The organism is Massilia sp. NBRC 108631 (assembly GCF_059704565.1).
The window spans coordinates 1-14840 of record NZ_BAAKJE010000159.1 but is presented as its reverse complement, the minus strand read 5'-3'; the positions used below and the strand labels follow the sequence as shown (position 1 = coordinate 14840).

Genomic DNA, 14840 nt, shown 5'->3' with positions numbered 1-14840 from the left:
GGTCACGTTTATTTCTTTTGTTGAGCGTTTAATAATTTGAGCTAAGAGGCTTGCGCCTCCGGCATCATCATCAAACGCCCACACTTATCGACTGTTAATTTTTAAAGAACCTGCCGTTTCCAACGAAGCGTTTTGTTCGTCAGCAGCAGAGAAACGAGAGTATGGGGCTTCGCCCTCCTCCCGTCAACACCTAATTTCAGAGTCCGTCGAATTTCGCGGGACGCTTTTCCAGGAAAGCATGCATGCCTTCGCGCTGCGCCGGGGTGCCAAACGCTGCGTGGAACAGGCGGCGCTCATAGTTAACGCCTTCGGTCAGCGTGGTTTCGAAGGCGCGATTAACCGCATCCTTGATCTGCATCGCGACCGAGGTGGACATGGAGGCAATGGTGGTGGCCGCCGCCAGGGTTTCCTCGATCAGCTTATCCGCCGGCACCACGCGCGACACCAGGCCGATGCGCTCCGCTTCCGCCGCATCGATCATGCGTGCGGTCAGCAGCAGGTCCATGGCCTTGGCTTTACCGATGGCGCGCGGCAGGCGCTGCGTGCCGCCGGCGCCGGGCGTGACGCCGACTTTGATCTCGGGCTGGCCGAATTTCGCGCTGTCCGCCGCGATCAGGAAATCGCACATCATGGCCAGTTCGCAGCCGCCGCCCAGCGCGAAGCCGGCCACGGCGCCGATCACCGGCTTGCGCACCTTGAGGATGTGTTCCCAGTTGCGCGTGATGTAGTTGTCGCGGTAAGTGTCCTGATAGGTGTAATCGGCCATGGCCGCGATGTCGGCGCCGGCCGCGAAGGCTTTTTCGCTGCCGGTCAGGATGATGCAGCCGATCTCCGGGTCCGCGTCGTAAATGCGGAATGCTTCGCCCAGCTCATTCATCATGCGGTCGTTCAGCGCGTTCAGCGCTTTCGGACGGTTCAGGCGGATCAGCGCAACCTTGCCATGCGTTTCTACGATCAGGTCTTCATATTGCATCGAGGTCTCCTTATTAAAGCGGGATATCGGGCGATTGTAGCTGTTCTTGCAAGAGCGCTGGTATTATTCGCGCCGATGCCATTCTTCTCCGCCGACGATCCCCTGCTGCGCAACGCCGATTTCCGCCGCTACTGGTTCAGCAGCATCCTGACCAGCTTTGGCGCGCAAATCAGCACGCTGGCCATTCCGCTGTGCTCGGCACTGCTGCTGCACGCCACGCCCGGCCAGATGGGCATCATTATCGCTTGCCAGGCCATCCCGTATGCGCTGTTCGCGCTGCCGGCCGGCGTGTGGCTGGACCGCCACCGCAAACTGCCCATCCTGCTCGCCAGCCGCGTGCTGCAAGGCTTGCTGCTGGCCAGCATTCCGCTGGGCTGGTGGCTGGGACTGCTGTCCATGCCCTGGCTGTATACCACCACCTTTCTGTTTGCCAGCTGCGGCGTGCTGAGCGGCGCCGCCGAGCAGATCTACCTGAACCTGATGGTCGGGCGCCAGCAACTGGTCGAGGCCCAATCGAAGTTCGCCACCACCGAATCGGTCACCCGGCTGGTGGCGCCGGGGCTGGCCGGGCTGCTGGTGCAGTGGCTGACTGCGCCCGTCGCGGTGCTGTTCGACGCCGTCACTTTCATGGTATCGGCATGGAGCTTGCGCAAGACGAAGGTGGTGGAGCCGGCGCCGGTACCGTCGGAAAAGCACCCGCTGCGCGACATCGCTTCCGGTTTCGCCTTCATCTGGCATGAACCGCTGCTGCGCACGCTGGCCTGGGGCGCGGCACTGTGGCATGTGTTCATGTTCGGCTACAGCGCGCTGCTGATCCTGCTGGCCACCCGTGAACTGGGCATGACGCCGGGCATGCTGGGCGCGGCGCAGATGCTGGGCGGGCTGGGTGTGTTTGTCAGCGCGGTACTGGTCAAGCGGCTGAACCGCCGCTACGGCGCGGGCAAGACCTTCCTGGTGGGTACCTGCGGCACCGTGGCCAGCTTTGTGCTGACGCCGGCAATACCGGCCGCCCTGTTCGGCAATCCGATATACAGCGCCGTGGCCTACGGTATGATGGTGTTCCTGTTCGACTGCGCGGTGATGCTGTTCTTTATCCCGTTCATGGCGCTGCGCCTGCAAGCCACGCCGGACGAATACAGCGGCCGCGTAATCTCCACCATGCGTTTCCTCACCGGCGTCACCGGGCCGGTCGGGGCGCTGGCCGCCGGCTACCTGGGCGACCTGTACGGCATCCGCACCGGCATGGTCTGCATGGCTGCGGGCGGCGTGGCCCTGGCAGCGGCGCTGCTGATGTCGCGGCCGCTGCGCAGCGTGGCGCCGGATCAGCCGTAAGGCGTATACTCGAAGCCGTTGCCGATGATTTGCAGGATCTCGGCGCTGTTCTCGGCGCTCTCGCTGAATCCCATCAGCACATCGGCGCGCGTGGCGCCATTGTCCAGCTGCCCCACCCAGAACGCGATGCCGGCCGGTTTCCCCGCGCGGTGCAGCACGTTCTCAAACATGCTGTTGACGAATTCCTCATTGCTGAGGTTACCGTAGCGCTGCTGGAATTCCGTACTGCCCAGGAAGGCATTGGCCACCGCATTCAGCGACGAACCGTTGTCCATTTGCGCCATCCAGAAGCCCAGCCCCTCCTTGTCCGGTGCGCGGTTGAACGCTGCCTGGTAAAGCCGGTAAGCCTGGCCGCCGTGGCCGTTCACATCCAGCGCGATGCTGCGGTCGCTAAACTGCAGGCGCTCCACGCCGGTCAGGCTGTCCCCCGTGCCCGAGCTGCCGCCGTAGCGGTAGCGTACGCTTGCCTCGCCGGCACTGATGCCGACGTCGTAGTTGGACCAGGTACTGCCATAAATCACGGTGTCGATGCCGTCACCGCCGGACAGGCGCACATTGGTGCCGATGCCGGACAGCAGATCGTTGCCGCTGCCGCCCTGCGCCACCGTCTCGACAGTGGTGAAGCTGTATACCGAGCTGGCCAGGAATTTGTTGCCCGCATAGTCGAGCAGCGAGCCTGCCGGCACTTCCAGCGTGTATTTGGTGCCGGGCTGGAGATTGGCCGTCGGATTGATGGTGACCACATTGCCGTTGACCTGGATCCGGTTCTCGGAGCTGGACAGGTAGAATGATTCGACCACGTCACCCACGGCATTAACCAGGCGAATGTAGCCTTCGCCGCCACGCACCAGTTCATTGAAAGTGAGCGTGATATTGCCGGTCAGGCTGGCGCCGGTGCTGCCGCTGCCGGGTGCGAAGGAAACCAGGCCCGGCAGCGCCTTGTCACCGCTCAGGTTGTACGCGCTGACCGCGTAGGTCCCGGTAACTGCTCCGTAATAGCTCCCCGGCGTCACCGCAAGGTAGTAGTCGCCACCCGTTTCGCACGTGAAACTGTAGCCTCTGCCCTTCAATCCGCTAAAGCCCTGCAGGTTGTAGTAGCCGCCGCCCTGGCTGTTCAAGAGCGACATGCCGACGTTCGATACGTCCAGCGTGCCTTGTCCGCTGGCCGCCCCCTCCAGCACGAACGCATACTTGTTGCCCGCCGCGAGCTTGACCTTGATCCAGTCGACATCGCCGACATAGTCCAGCGTGCCGGCCACCTTCTCGCCGGTGGCCAGCGCGCCGGCCGTGGCCGCGCTGGCGGCGAAATCGTCGGCGGCCGGCGTGCTGACCTGCAGCGTATAGCCGGGCGTACCGCCGCTGTAACCATTGCTAACCGTCAGATAAAAATCACCCGTCGTCGCGGCGGTATACACGCGGTACTCGGCAACGCCGGTCTTCGAGTAGGTGACCAGGTTGGAGGAATAGCCGTTCGCGTCCTGGCCGGACAGGTTCACATCGATGTTGTTGCCGGTGCTCTTGGCCACCAGCTCGAACACATAGGTGGCGCCGGCCTTCACCGCGACCTTGAACATATCGCTATCGGTGGGCAATTCCAGCTTGCCGCTGGCGGTGCTGCCCACCGCAATGGCTGTCGCTGCGGCCTTGGTGTCGCCATGGTCGTCGCGCACGCCGATGCCGGCGCTGGCCAGGTAATTGCCCGTGTAGCCATAGCTATCGCCCACCTCGAAGTAATAGGTGCCGGTCTTGGTCGGCACGAACTGCAGCACGGCCTGGCTGTTGTAGCCGCTGATGGAGGCCATTACCTGCTCGGCGCTGTCGAACAGCTTCAGCTGCGTGCTGCTGGAACTGTAGCCGGCGCCGCTGCTGGCGGGATCGGTCTTGGCGGTAAACCAGTAGACGGTGTTGGCGTTCAACGTGACGGCGTACCAGTCGCGGTCGCCGCCCACTTCCAGCTTGCCCTTGACGCTGCCGCCTACCTGCAGTGCTCCCGCTCCGGCCGCCACGGCCTTGTAGTCGTCCGCCGCCGCCGCGGCCAGCAGGTTGTATCCCTGCGCCTCGTTGCCGCCGCCGCGCGTGGAAATGTAATAGTCGCCGCTGGCGCCGGCGGTGAAAGAAAAGATCCCGTTCATCGAACTGCCGCCCTGCATGCTCTGGCCGGCCGCGTTGGTCACCCCTATGCTGGAGTAGTTGCCGGAAATGCCGGTAAAGGTTTGCTTGATCTGATAGCTGACACCCTTTTCCAGCGCAATCTTGTAGACGTCGGTGTCCGACGGCCCTTCGAATACGCCGCCCGTTTGCACGCCCAGCACGATGGGCGCGGCGGTCTGCGCAGTATCGCCAACCGCATCGGCAGTGCCCGCGCTGGCCTTGAGCGTATAGGCGTAGGACTGGGTGCCGCTGTAGTACGAGGTGCCAGCGCTGATGAAGTAGTCGCCGGCGGCGCCGGTCTTGAAGGTGGCCACGGTGTTCGCGCCGCTGGAACTGGAGCTCTGCGATGACAGGTAGCTGCCCTGCGGGGACCGCAGGGACAGGGAAGAATAGATGCTGCTGCCCGCCTGCGGCGCAAGCTCCAGCTGGAAGGTGTAGTAGCTATTGGCCGCCAGCGTGACGCGGAACCAGTCGGTGTCGCCGCTTTGATCGAACCTGGCGGAGGTCTGGCCGCCGGCTTGCAGAACGCCGGTGGTGCTGGTGTCGGAGGAGTAGTCGTCGAGGGTGGCCATGCAATCTCACTGTTTGAAGTTGACGAGATTGTAAGCGCAACCATGCCATCCAAATATCACAAATTGTCACCTGGAAATTTTCTGCCGCTGCCGTGCGCCGCGCGGGAAGTCATCGCGCCTACACTGGTCCATCGCCGACCACGACCAGGAGGATGCCATGTTTACCCACATATTATTTCCCACCGACGGTTCCGAACTGTCGGACAAAGCGGCGGCCCGCGTGCTGGAGCTGGCCCGCGTGCACGGCGGGCGGGTGACCGCCATCAGCGTGATCCAGCCCTTCCCGTTCATGACCCTGAGCGGCGACAGCGGCATCGTGGCGCCGGACGCGGAGGTGTTCGAGGGGCAGATGGAGCGCGCCGCGCGCGACAATGTGAACAAGGTGGCGGCGGCGGCCAGCGCGGCGGGCGTGCCGTTCGAGGGCCTGGTGGCGCTGTCGCCCAGCCCGTACCAGGAGATCGTGGCGGCAGCCGAGAAGCACGGCTGCGACGCCATCGTGATGGCGTCGCACGGCAGGAAAGGGCTGAACAAGCTGTTCCTGGGCAGCGAAACGCAGAAGGTGCTGGCGCACACGGAGTTGCCCGTGCTGGTGCTGCGCTAGCGGCGGCGCCGGCGCCGGCGGGTGACGCGGCCAGGCCCGCGCACCCGCCCTGCGGGCCCGGCGTCAGGATTTGCGGGACGGCTTGGCGGAAGCGGCCGGCGGCACCTGCCTGGGCATCAGTACCCAGACGCTGCCGCGCTGCTTCATGCGGCCGGCGTTTTCGGCCGCTTCGGTGCCAAAGCCGAAGAAGTAATCGACCCGGATCGCGCCACGGATGGCGCCGCCCGTGTCCTGCGCCATCACCAGGCGCTGCAGCGGGATGTCGCTGTTGGCCTGGGTGGTGGACAGGAACACCGGCGCGCCAAGCGGCAGCTGCGAGGCGTCGATGGCCACAGAACGCTGCGGCGTGAGCGGCACGCCCAGCGCCCCTTTCGGCCCCACTTTCGGGTCCGGCAGCTTTTCTTCCTTGAAGAACACATAGGACGGGTTGGCGTTGAACAGCTCGGCCTGGCGCGTCGGATGTCCGGCGATCCAGGCCTTGATCCCTTGCGCGGACGCCTGGTCGGCCGTCAGCTCGCCCTTTTCCACCAGGTAGCGGCCAATCGACTTGTACGGGTGGCCGTTCTGGTCGGCATAGGCCACGCGCACCGTTTCCAGCGTGTCGGTCAGCTGCACGCGGCCGGAACCCTGCACTTGCAGGAAGAAGGCTTCCACCGAGTCGTCCACCCACATCAGTTCCTTGCCGGTGAAGCTGGCGCTCTCGATGTCGGCGCGGGTCGAATACGGCACCACCTTCTTGCCCTGCAGGCGGCCGCGCAGGCGCATGCCTTTCAGCTCCGGGTAGACGCTGGCCATGTCCACGGTAAGCAGATCGTCCGGCACCTTGTAGAGAGGGGTCTGGTAGGGGCCGCCTTTTTTGCGCGCGCCGCGCAGCAGCGGCTCGTAGTAGCCGGTGACCAGGCCGGTGTCCGCGCCGTCCGGCGCGATCACCTGCCGCGGCTCGAAGAAGCTCTCGAAGTACAGGCGGATGGCTTTTTCGTCTCCGGCGTTGACCTGGCGCGCCACGCCGCACGACTCTTTCCATTCGGCGCGCTTGCCCAGCACCGCGCAGGACGCCATGAAGGCCGGCCAGGCGGCGCGTACGTCATCGCGCTCCCAGCCGGGCAGCGCCGCGAAGGTCGCCGGCACGAAGCGGATGGCGGCGGGCGCGGCGGGCGTGGCCGGCACGGCGGACGGCGCCGGCTGCACCGGCTGGCTTGGCGGCGCCGGCTGAACCGGTGCGGCCGGCTGCTCGGGCGGCCGTGGCTGGGCCGGCGGCGCGCCCGGCTTGGGCAGCGGGGAAGTACAGCCCGCAAGCGCCAGCGCCACGGCGCCCAGGGAAAGGATTAAACTACTGCGTGCAAATAACATGGGGGACTGGATATGTGGGTGTTGATGTTGGAAGCGTTTGTGGCGCTGTTCCTGCTGGTGTTCATCGTCTGGTGGACGTTGCCATCCAAGAAGAAGCCGGCCGCCAAGCCGCTGCCCGGTCCCGATGCAGGCGGCAAGGACGACAGCCAGGCTTGATTGGCCGCTTAGTGCAGCGTACGCGGCAGCGACAGCACGAATTCCGGGATCCTGGCTTCGAACTGGTGGCCGTCCTCGGCCACGCAGAAATACTCGCCGACCATGGAACCCTGCGGCGTGGCCAGCGCGGTGCCGCTGGTGTATTCGAACTGCTCGCCCGGCTGCAGCAGCGGCTGGTGGCCCACCACGCCCAGGCCGCGCACCTCTTCGGTATGGTTGTTGGCGTCGGTGATGACCCAGTGGCGCGAAATCAGCTGCGCGGCCACGGTGCCGGTGTTTTTGATCGTGATCGAATAAGTGAACACGAAGTTGGTGCGTTCAGGATCGGACTGCTCGGGCAGATACTGGGTTCTGACCGAAACAGTGAATTCATAAGTGGCCATCTGCAATCCTTAGTAATTCCTCAGTAGTTCTTCGTGCAAGCGTAACGAATTGTTATCGTCTATCTGACATTGCACCGCAAATCCGGCGCGGGCGCAAGGGTCAGCGTAAAATAGCGCATCTTTTTATCGCAGGCCCATCCATGACTACCTTCCGTATCGCCCCGTCCATCCTGTCCGCCGACTTCGCCCGCCTGGGTGAGGAAGTGCGCAATGTCGTCACCGCCGGCGCCGACATCATCCACTTCGACGTGATGGACAACCACTACGTGCCCAACCTGACCATCGGGCCGCTGGTGTGCCAGGCCATCCGTCCGCATGTGGACGTGCCGATCGACGTGCACCTGATGGTCAAGCCGGTGGACCGCATCATTCCCGACTTCGCCAAGGCTGGCGCCAACATCATCACCTTCCACCCGGAAGCGTCCGACCACATCGACCGCTCGCTGCAGCTGATCCGCGACCACGGCTGCAAGGCCGGCCTGGTGTTCAATCCGGCCACCCCGCTGAGCTACCTGGAGCACGTGATGGACAAGATCGACATGATCCTGATCATGTCGGTCAACCCCGGCTTCGGCGGCCAATCGTTCATTCCGCAGGCGCTCAAGAAGATCGCCGAAGCGCGCCGCATGATCGACGAGTCCGGCCGCGACATCCTGCTGGAAGTGGACGGCGGCATCAAGATCGACAACATCGCCGCCGCTGCCAAGGCCGGCGCCGACACCTTTGTCGCCGGTTCGGCCATCTTCGGCCAGCCGGACTATAAGGCAGTGATCGACGCCATGCGCGCACAGCTGGCGGGCGTGTAATGACGACGGCGGCCCCTGCACCATTGCGCGGCGTACGGGCCGCCATCATCGACCTGGACGGCACCATGCTGCACACCATGCCGGACTTCCATGTCGCCATCAACCGCATGCTGGCCGACATCGGCATGGCGCCGCTGGCCGTCGAACGGATCGAGCGGATGGTGGGCAAAGGCTCGGAACACCTGATCCGCCTGGTGCTGGGCGTGTTTTTCGACGCCGCCGGCGTGGCGCAGCGCTTCCCGGCCGCCATGGCAGCCTACCAGCGCCACTACCTGGACATCAACGGCGAGCACAGCGCGCTGTATCCGGACGTGGCCGCCGGACTGGACGCGCTCAAGGCCAGCGGCCTGCGCCTGGCCTGCGTGACCAACAAGCCGATCGCCTTCGCCAGGCCGCTGCTGGAGCAGAAAGGCCTGGCCGGCTATTTCGAGGTGGTCTACGGCGGCGATTCGCTGCCGCAGAAGAAGCCGCATCCCATGCCGCTGCTGCAGGTGTGCAGCGATTTTTCGCTGGCGCCGGCCCAGGTGGTGGCCATTGGCGACTCGTCGAACGACGCGCAGGCGGCGCGCGCGGCCGGCTGCCCGGTCCTGACAGTGCCGTACGGCTACAATCACGGCGAGTCTATACACGACACAGATTCCGATGGTATAGTTGACACGCTGCTACACGCGGCCGACTTGATACGCTTGCACAACCAGATAGCAAACTGATCCTAAACACAGCATGTTTCTCAACAAAAGACACAATGTCACGCACCAGGGCTCGATTGAGGCCTGGCTATGGCGACGCTGGCAATCCTGGGCTAACTGACCCGCGCTGATTGCTGTCGCCCGCATTTTCGTGCGCCGACAGGTTTTTTGAACTACTCCCGCCCGAACTCCACCTATCGCTTTGGGCGGCATGGAGAGAACATGACCGAACTCGAATTCAAATCGCTGGCCACGCAAGGCTACAACCGTATCCCCCTGATCGCGGAAGCCTTCGCCGATCTGGAAACCCCGCTGACGCTGTACCTGAAGCTGGCGCAGACCCAGAACCACGGCAAGAACACCTTCCTGCTCGAATCGGTGGTGGGCGGCGAGCGCTTCGGCCGCTACTCCTTCATCGGCCTGCCCGCGACCACCCTGCTGCGCACGCACGGCAACCTCACCGAAATCGTCAAGAACGGCGCCGTCATCGAAACGCACGAAGGCAATCCGCTCGACTTCATCGAACAGTTCCAGTCCCGCTTCAAGGTGGCGCTGCGCCCCGGCATGCCGCGCTTCTGCGGCGGCCTGGCCGGCTACTTCGGCTACGACACGGTGCGCCACATCGAGAAAAAGCTGGCCGGCGGCGCGCCCAGGGATGATCTGAACCTGCCGGACATCCAGCTGATGGTGACCGAAGAGCTGGCGGTGATCGACAATATCTCCGGCAAGCTGTACCTGATCGTCTACGCCGACACCACCCAGCCCGAATCGTATTCGAAAGCGCGCCAGCGCCTGAAAGACCTGCGCGCCCTGCTGCGCCGCGGCGTGGACGCGCCGGTGACGAGCGCCTCGGTGCGCACCGAAACCATCCGCGACTTCGACAAGGAAGACTACCTGAAGGCGGTGGCCCGCGCCCACGAGTACGTGATGGCCGGCGACCTGATGCAGGTGCAGATCGGCCAGCGCCTGCGCAAGCCCTACGTGGATTCGCCGCTGACGCTGTACCGCGCGCTGCGTTCGCTGAACCCGTCGCCGTATATGTATTTCTACAATTTCGGCGACATGCAGATCGTCGGCGCCTCGCCCGAGATCCTGGTGCGCAACGAGACCGCGGCAGACGGCCAGAAGAAGGTCACGCTGCGCCCCATCGCCGGCACCCGCCCGCGCGGCGGCACGCCGGAACGCGACGCCGAGCTGGCCAGGGAACTGCTGGCCGACCCGAAAGAGATCGCCGAGCACGTGATGCTGATCGACCTGGCGCGCAACGACCTGGGCCGCATCTCCGACATCGGCACCGTCAAGGTCACCGACCGCATGGTGATCGAGAAGTACTCGCACGTGCAGCACATCGTCTCCAACGTGGAAGGCACGCTGAAGCAAGGCATGTCCAACCTGGACGTGCTGCGCGCCACCTTCCCGGCCGGCACCTTGACCGGTGCGCCGAAAGTGCGTGCCATGGAAGTGATCGACGAGCTGGAAATCACCAAGCGCGGTATCTACGGCGGCGCCTGCGGCTACCTGTCCTTCGGCGGCGAAATGGACGTGGCGATCGCCATCCGCACCGGCGTGATCAAGGACGGCATGCTGTACGTGCAGGCGGCAGCCGGCATCGTGGCCGACTCGGTACCGGAAATGGAATGGCAGGAAACTGAAAACAAGGCGCGCGCCGTACTGCGCGCCGCCGAACAAGTGCAAGATGGCCTGGATGGGGAGTTCTGAGATGCTGCTGATGATCGACAACTACGACTCCTTCACCTACAACATCGTGCAGTATTTCGGCGAGCTGGGCGAGAATGTGCGCACCTTCCGCAACGACGAAATCACGATCGCTGAAATCGAAGCGATGGACCCGGACCGCATCTGCATTTCGCCCGGTCCGAAAGACCCTGCGCAGGCGGGCATTTCCATCGACGTGCTGAAGCACTTCGCGGGCAAGAAGCCTATCCTCGGCGTGTGCCTGGGCCACCAGGCCATCGGCGAAGCGTTCGGCGGCAAGGTGATCCGCGCCAAGCAGGTCATGCATGGCAAAACTTCCGTTATCGCGCATACCGGCGTGGGCGTCTTCAAGGACCTGCCCAGCCCCTTCACCGTGATCCGCTACCACTCGCTGGCGATCGAACGGGCCTCGCTGCCGTCCTGCCTGGAAGTGACGGCATGGACCGACGACGGCGAGATCATGGGCGTGCGCCACAAGGAATACGACATCGAGGGCGTGCAGTTCCACCCCGAGTCCATCCTGTCGGAACACGGCCACGCGCTGCTGAAGAACTTCCTGGAACGCTGACCGGGCCGGCGCGCCAGCGCGCGCCGACACAACCCTGGCCCGAAATCCGTCCCGAGCTCAATACGAATTGAAGAGGAAACGCCATGCCTACGTCTAAAAATACGCACCAGATTACCCCGCAGGAAGCGCTGCTGCGCTGCATCGAGCACCGCGAGATCTTCCACGACGAAATGCTGCACCTGTTCCGCCAGATCATGTCCGGCGAAATGTCGCCCGTGATGGTCGCGGCCCTGACCATGGGCCTGCGCGTGAAGAAGGAAACCATCGGCGAAATCGCCGCCGCCGCGCAGGTGATGCGCGAGTTCTCCACCAAGGTGCCGATGGCCGACACCACCAACCTGCTCGACATCGTCGGCACCGGCGGCGACGGCGCGCACACCTTCAACATCTCCACCACCGCCATGTTCGTGGCGGCGGCGGCCGGCGCGCGCGTGGCCAAGCACGGCGGGCGCAGCGTGTCGTCCTCGTCCGGCTCGGCCGACGTGATCGAATCGCTGGGCGCCAACATCAACCTGAAGCCGGAGCAGATCGCGCAGTCCATCGCGCAGACCGGCATCGGCTTCATGTTCGCGCCCAACCACCACGCCGCCATGAAGCACGTGGCGCCGGTGCGCCGCGAACTGGGCGTGCGCTCGATCTTCAACATCCTGGGCCCGCTGACCAATCCGGCCGGCGCGCCGAATATCCTGATGGGCGTGTTCCACCAGGATCTGGTGGGTATCCAGGTGCGCGTGCTGCAACGCCTGGGCGCCCAGCATGCGGTGGTGGTGTACGGCAAGGACAATATGGATGAAGTGTCGCTGGGCGCCTCCACCATGGTGGGCGAACTGGTGAACGGCGAAATCCGCGAATACGAAATCCACCCGGAAGACTTCGGCATGCAGATGATCGCCAGCCGCAACCTGAAAGTGGCCGACGCCACCGAATCGAAGGCCAGGATGATGGAAGCGCTGCGCGGCGAAGCCGGCGCGGCCTACGACATCGTGGCCCTGAACGCCGGCACGGCGCTGTACGCGGCCGGCGTGGCCTCGTCCATCGAGGACGGGCTGGCCAAGGCGCGCGCCGCCATCGCCTCCGGCGCGGCGCTGGCCAAGGTGGAGCAGTTCGTGTCGGTGACGCAGCAGCTCGGCGCGGCCAATTAAGGAGCCCGCCATGTTCGGCATCCACGACCTGACGCTCTTTATCATCTCCGGCCTGCTGCTCAACATCATGCCGGGGCCGGATTCCCTGCTCATCATGGCGCGCAGCGCCACCCAGGGCTGGCGCGCCGGCTGCGCCGCCGCGCTGGGCATTGGCGCCGGCACCATGGTGCACGTCACCGCCGCCGCCGTCGGCCTGTCGGCGCTGCTGTCCACTTCCGCCATGGCGTTCGGCGTGGTGAAGTGGGTGGGCGCGGCCTACATCGTGTACGTCGGCATCGGCATGCTGCGCGCCAGGCTGAAGACCGGCGACGGCGGCCCGCCGGGCGCGCAGACGGCGGCGCCGCCCGCCGCCTCCTACCGCAAGATCTTCGCGCAGGGATTCCTGACCAATGTGCTGAACCCGAAGGTTGCGCTGTTCTTCCTGGCCTTCGTGCCGCAATTCATCTCGGCCGATACGCCCAACAAGGCGCTGGCTTTCCTGATCCTGGGCTGCATCTTCAACTTCAACGGCATGTTGTGGTGCAACGGGCTGGCGGTGTTTACCGCCTTCGCCAGCGCGCGCCTGAAAGTCAAACCGCTGGTGGCGCTGTGGCTGAACCGCATTACAGGCGGCCTGTTCCTGGCACTCGGCGCGCGCCTGGCGCTGTCCGAACAACATTGAAAGCACGACCATGTCCGACATCCTGAACAAGATCCTGGCCACCAAGGCCGATGAAGTGGCGGCAGCCAAGAAGCACCGCAGCCTGGCCAGCGTGCGCGCCGAAGCGGAAGGCGACGCCGAACTGCGCGCCAACTTGCGCGGCTTCGAAGCCAGCCTGCGCAGCCGTATCGCGGCCCGCAACGCCGCCGTGATCGCCGAAGTGAAAAAGGCGTCGCCGTCCAAAGGCGTGCTGCGCGCCGACTTCCGCCCGGCCGAGATCGCCGAAAGCTACACCAGGCACGGCGCCGCCTGCCTGTCGGTGCTGACCGACGTGCACTACTTCCAGGGCGCCGACGAGTACCTGAAACAGGCCCGCGCCGCCTGCGACATCCCGGTGCTGCGCAAGGACTTCATGATCGACATGTACCAGATCTATGAAGCGCGCGCGATGGGCGCCGACTGCATCCTGCTGATCGTGTCCGCCCTGGACCACGGCCTGATGGCCGAGATGGAGGCCTGCGCCCACGAACTGGGCATGGGGGTGCTGATCGAGTCGCACGACGGCGACGAACTGAGCGCCGCGCTGAAGCTGAAAAGCAATCTGATCGGCATCAACAACCGCAATCTGCGCACCTTCGAAACCTCGCTGGACACCACGCTGGACCTGCTCGCCCGCATCCCAGCAGAGCGCCTGGTGATCACGGAATCGGGTATCCTCAACAGTGACGACGTGCAGCGCATGCGCGACGCGAACGTCCACAGTTTCCTGGTGGGCGAAGCCTTCATGCGCGCGCCGGATCCAGGCGCGGAACTGCGCCGCCTGTTCAGCTAGCTTGTTGCGCTCATCTTTACCGGGAGGCCCGCCATGGGCAAGTTACAGCACTCCGCCGCAGTGGCCCTCGCGGCGCTGCTGTGCGCTTCCCTTCTGGCCTCCTGCGGCAAGGAACCGCCGCGCCGCGAAGCGGCGCCCCGGCCCGCCGAGATCCCCCGCACGCCGCTGCCATCCGAGCAAGTACCGGTGCCGCCGCTGCCTGCTCCCATCCACAACCTGGACGACTACAAGCGCGCGCTGGCCGCCAAAATCCTGGCCGCCACGCCCGACGCGGCCTTCAGCGGGGCGCTACCGCCGCTGCTGACCTCCATTGTGGTGCTGGAAGCGAAGATCGGGCGCGACGGCGACATCGTCAGCCTGCGCGTGGCGCGCTCGCGCGACCAGAAGGCCAGCGGCCTGGCGCTGGCCGCCATGCGTGCGGCGGCGCCTTTCCCCAAGCCGGGCAAGCTGATGGCCGGGCATCACAAGACCTTCGATGTTTCCGAGACCTTTTTGTTCAACAAGGAATACCGCTTCCAGATCCGCACGCTGGCGCCGGTGCAGTGACGCCATTAGCGTATTTCCGCCGTCTCGGCCAGTTCCACCCGGTCGCGGCCATTTTCCTTGGCGCGGTATAGCGCCGCATCGGTGCGGCCCAGCAGGCTGTCCAGCGTTTCCTCGCGCGACACATGCGTGCCGATGCCGATGCTCACCGTGCATGGCGGCAGCTGGTCGTCCCAGTCGGTGCGCAACGCGGTGCGGATACGGTCGGCCACCATCATCGCGCGCGGCACTTCCGCGTCCGGCAGCAGCACCACGAACTCCTCGCCGCCGAAGCGCGCCACGTAGTCGCTTTCGCGCAGGGCCCCGCTGATGATATTGGCAATCTGCACCAGCACCCGGTCGCCCACCACGTGGCCATAGCGGTCGTTGATGGCCTTGAAGCGGTC

Annotated in this window: 16 protein-coding genes; 11 read left to right on the top strand and 5 right to left on the bottom strand. The window is 64.8% G+C overall.

Annotation, left to right across the window (positions count from 1 at the left end):
• Positions 1-196 precede the first annotated feature (196 nt).
• Complete coding sequence (locus AC6H42_RS17085; RefSeq protein WP_057158091.1) at positions 197-973, bottom strand: enoyl-CoA hydratase; 777 nt, start codon at positions 971-973, stop codon at positions 197-199.
• A gap of 75 nt (positions 974-1048) precedes the next feature.
• Between AC6H42_RS17085 and AC6H42_RS17080 the strand changes: the two genes are divergently transcribed.
• Positions 1049-2305 (top strand): MFS transporter, encoded by a 1257-nt coding sequence (locus AC6H42_RS17080; protein ID WP_497548553.1) that lies wholly within the window; start codon positions 1049-1051, stop codon positions 2303-2305.
• On the opposite strand, the gene AC6H42_RS17075 is transcribed toward AC6H42_RS17080, so the two are convergent.
• Positions 2296-5028, bottom strand: a complete 2733-nt coding sequence (locus tag AC6H42_RS17075) for a DUF4214 domain-containing protein (protein WP_497548552.1) — start codon at positions 5026-5028, stop codon at positions 2296-2298. The two genes, AC6H42_RS17080 and AC6H42_RS17075, sit on opposite strands and share 10 nt — an antisense overlap.
• A 157-nt stretch (positions 5029-5185) precedes the next feature.
• Here AC6H42_RS17075 and AC6H42_RS17070 point away from each other — a divergent pair, with 157 nt between their 5' ends.
• A complete protein-coding gene (locus AC6H42_RS17070; RefSeq protein ID WP_057158093.1) occupies positions 5186-5629 on the top strand; it encodes a universal stress protein in 444 nt (147 codons plus the stop codon).
• A gap of 63 nt (positions 5630-5692) precedes the next feature.
• Here the strand turns inward: AC6H42_RS17070 and mltA are convergent, their stop codons facing one another.
• The gene (gene mltA, locus AC6H42_RS17065; protein ID WP_497548551.1) at positions 5693-6979 is read right to left on the bottom strand and encodes a murein transglycosylase A; all 1287 of its coding nucleotides are present in this window, start codon (positions 6977-6979) and stop codon (positions 5693-5695) included.
• Positions 6980-7003: 24 nt separating this feature from the next.
• Here mltA and AC6H42_RS17060 point away from each other — a divergent pair, with 24 nt between their 5' ends.
• A complete protein-coding gene (locus AC6H42_RS17060; protein ID WP_267877840.1) occupies positions 7004-7135 on the top strand; it encodes a hypothetical protein in 132 nt (43 codons plus the stop codon).
• An 8-nt stretch (positions 7136-7143) separates the two neighbouring features.
• Here the strand turns inward: AC6H42_RS17060 and apaG are convergent, their stop codons facing one another.
• Entirely contained in the window at positions 7144-7518 is a 375-nt protein-coding gene (apaG, locus tag AC6H42_RS17055) for a Co2+/Mg2+ efflux facilitator ApaG/CorD (protein ID WP_057158353.1), read from the bottom strand.
• A gap of 140 nt (positions 7519-7658) precedes the next feature.
• Between apaG and rpe the strand changes: the two genes are divergently transcribed.
• The 8 genes from rpe (at position 7659) to AC6H42_RS17015 (ending at position 14457) form a co-directional block, all read left to right on the top strand.
• On the top strand, positions 7659-8324 hold the full coding sequence (gene rpe / locus AC6H42_RS17050; protein WP_057158095.1) for a ribulose-phosphate 3-epimerase: 666 nt from the start codon (positions 7659-7661) through the stop codon (positions 8322-8324).
• Positions 8324-9034, top strand: coding sequence for a phosphoglycolate phosphatase (locus AC6H42_RS17045; RefSeq protein ID WP_057158096.1), 711 nt, complete (start codon positions 8324-8326; stop codon positions 9032-9034). Before rpe ends, AC6H42_RS17045 begins: the two co-directional genes overlap by 1 nt.
• A gap of 201 nt (positions 9035-9235) precedes the next feature.
• Positions 9236-10732: an anthranilate synthase component I gene (trpE, locus tag AC6H42_RS17040; protein ID WP_057158097.1), complete on the top strand. Its 1497-nt coding sequence runs from the start codon at positions 9236-9238 to the stop codon at positions 10730-10732.
• A 1-nt stretch (position 10733) separates the two neighbouring features.
• Positions 10734-11297, top strand: a complete 564-nt coding sequence (locus AC6H42_RS17035; RefSeq protein WP_497548550.1) for an anthranilate synthase component II — start codon at positions 10734-10736, stop codon at positions 11295-11297.
• 83 nt (positions 11298-11380) lie between these two features.
• On the top strand, positions 11381-12439 hold the full coding sequence (gene trpD / locus AC6H42_RS17030) for an anthranilate phosphoribosyltransferase (protein WP_057158099.1): 1059 nt from the start codon (positions 11381-11383) through the stop codon (positions 12437-12439).
• A gap of 10 nt (positions 12440-12449) precedes the next feature.
• A complete protein-coding gene (locus AC6H42_RS17025; protein ID WP_497548549.1) occupies positions 12450-13100 on the top strand; it encodes a LysE family translocator in 651 nt (216 codons plus the stop codon).
• Positions 13101-13110: 10 nt separating this feature from the next.
• Complete coding sequence (gene trpC, locus AC6H42_RS17020; protein ID WP_497548548.1) at positions 13111-13911, top strand: indole-3-glycerol phosphate synthase TrpC; 801 nt, start codon at positions 13111-13113, stop codon at positions 13909-13911.
• A 33-nt stretch (positions 13912-13944) separates the two neighbouring features.
• The gene (locus AC6H42_RS17015; protein WP_497548547.1) at positions 13945-14457 is read left to right on the top strand and encodes a hypothetical protein; all 513 of its coding nucleotides are present in this window, start codon (positions 13945-13947) and stop codon (positions 14455-14457) included.
• A 5-nt stretch (positions 14458-14462) separates the two neighbouring features.
• On the opposite strand, the gene AC6H42_RS17010 is transcribed toward AC6H42_RS17015, so the two are convergent.
• Positions 14463-14840, bottom strand: a 378-nt coding sequence (locus AC6H42_RS17010; protein ID WP_497548546.1) for a GGDEF domain-containing protein, incomplete at its 5' end; no start/stop codon positions are given.

Excerpts from the sequence above, each read along its gene's own strand:
- AC6H42_RS17085 (WP_057158091.1), bottom strand. The coding sequence starts at position 973 with ATGCAATATGAAGACCTGATCGTAGAAACGCATGGCAAGGTTGCGCTG.
- AC6H42_RS17080 (WP_497548553.1), top strand. The coding sequence starts at position 1,049 with ATGCCATTCTTCTCCGCCGACGATCCCCTGCTGCGCAACGCCGATTTC.
- AC6H42_RS17075 (WP_497548552.1), bottom strand. The coding sequence starts at position 5,028 with ATGGCCACCCTCGACGACTACTCCTCCGACACCAGCACCACCGGCGTT.
- AC6H42_RS17070 (WP_057158093.1), top strand. The coding sequence starts at position 5,186 with ATGTTTACCCACATATTATTTCCCACCGACGGTTCCGAACTGTCGGAC.
- mltA (WP_497548551.1), bottom strand. The coding sequence starts at position 6,979 with ATGTTATTTGCACGCAGTAGTTTAATCCTTTCCCTGGGCGCCGTGGCG.
- AC6H42_RS17060 (WP_267877840.1), top strand. The coding sequence starts at position 7,004 with ATGTTGGAAGCGTTTGTGGCGCTGTTCCTGCTGGTGTTCATCGTCTGG.
- apaG (WP_057158353.1), bottom strand. The coding sequence starts at position 7,518 with ATGGCCACTTATGAATTCACTGTTTCGGTCAGAACCCAGTATCTGCCC.
- rpe (WP_057158095.1), top strand. The coding sequence starts at position 7,659 with ATGACTACCTTCCGTATCGCCCCGTCCATCCTGTCCGCCGACTTCGCC.
- AC6H42_RS17045 (WP_057158096.1), top strand. The coding sequence starts at position 8,324 with ATGACGACGGCGGCCCCTGCACCATTGCGCGGCGTACGGGCCGCCATC.
- trpE (WP_057158097.1), top strand. The coding sequence starts at position 9,236 with ATGACCGAACTCGAATTCAAATCGCTGGCCACGCAAGGCTACAACCGT.
- AC6H42_RS17035 (WP_497548550.1), top strand. The coding sequence starts at position 10,734 with ATGCTGCTGATGATCGACAACTACGACTCCTTCACCTACAACATCGTG.
- trpD (WP_057158099.1), top strand. The coding sequence starts at position 11,381 with ATGCCTACGTCTAAAAATACGCACCAGATTACCCCGCAGGAAGCGCTG.
- AC6H42_RS17025 (WP_497548549.1), top strand. The coding sequence starts at position 12,450 with ATGTTCGGCATCCACGACCTGACGCTCTTTATCATCTCCGGCCTGCTG.
- trpC (WP_497548548.1), top strand. The coding sequence starts at position 13,111 with ATGTCCGACATCCTGAACAAGATCCTGGCCACCAAGGCCGATGAAGTG.
- AC6H42_RS17015 (WP_497548547.1), top strand. The coding sequence starts at position 13,945 with ATGGGCAAGTTACAGCACTCCGCCGCAGTGGCCCTCGCGGCGCTGCTG.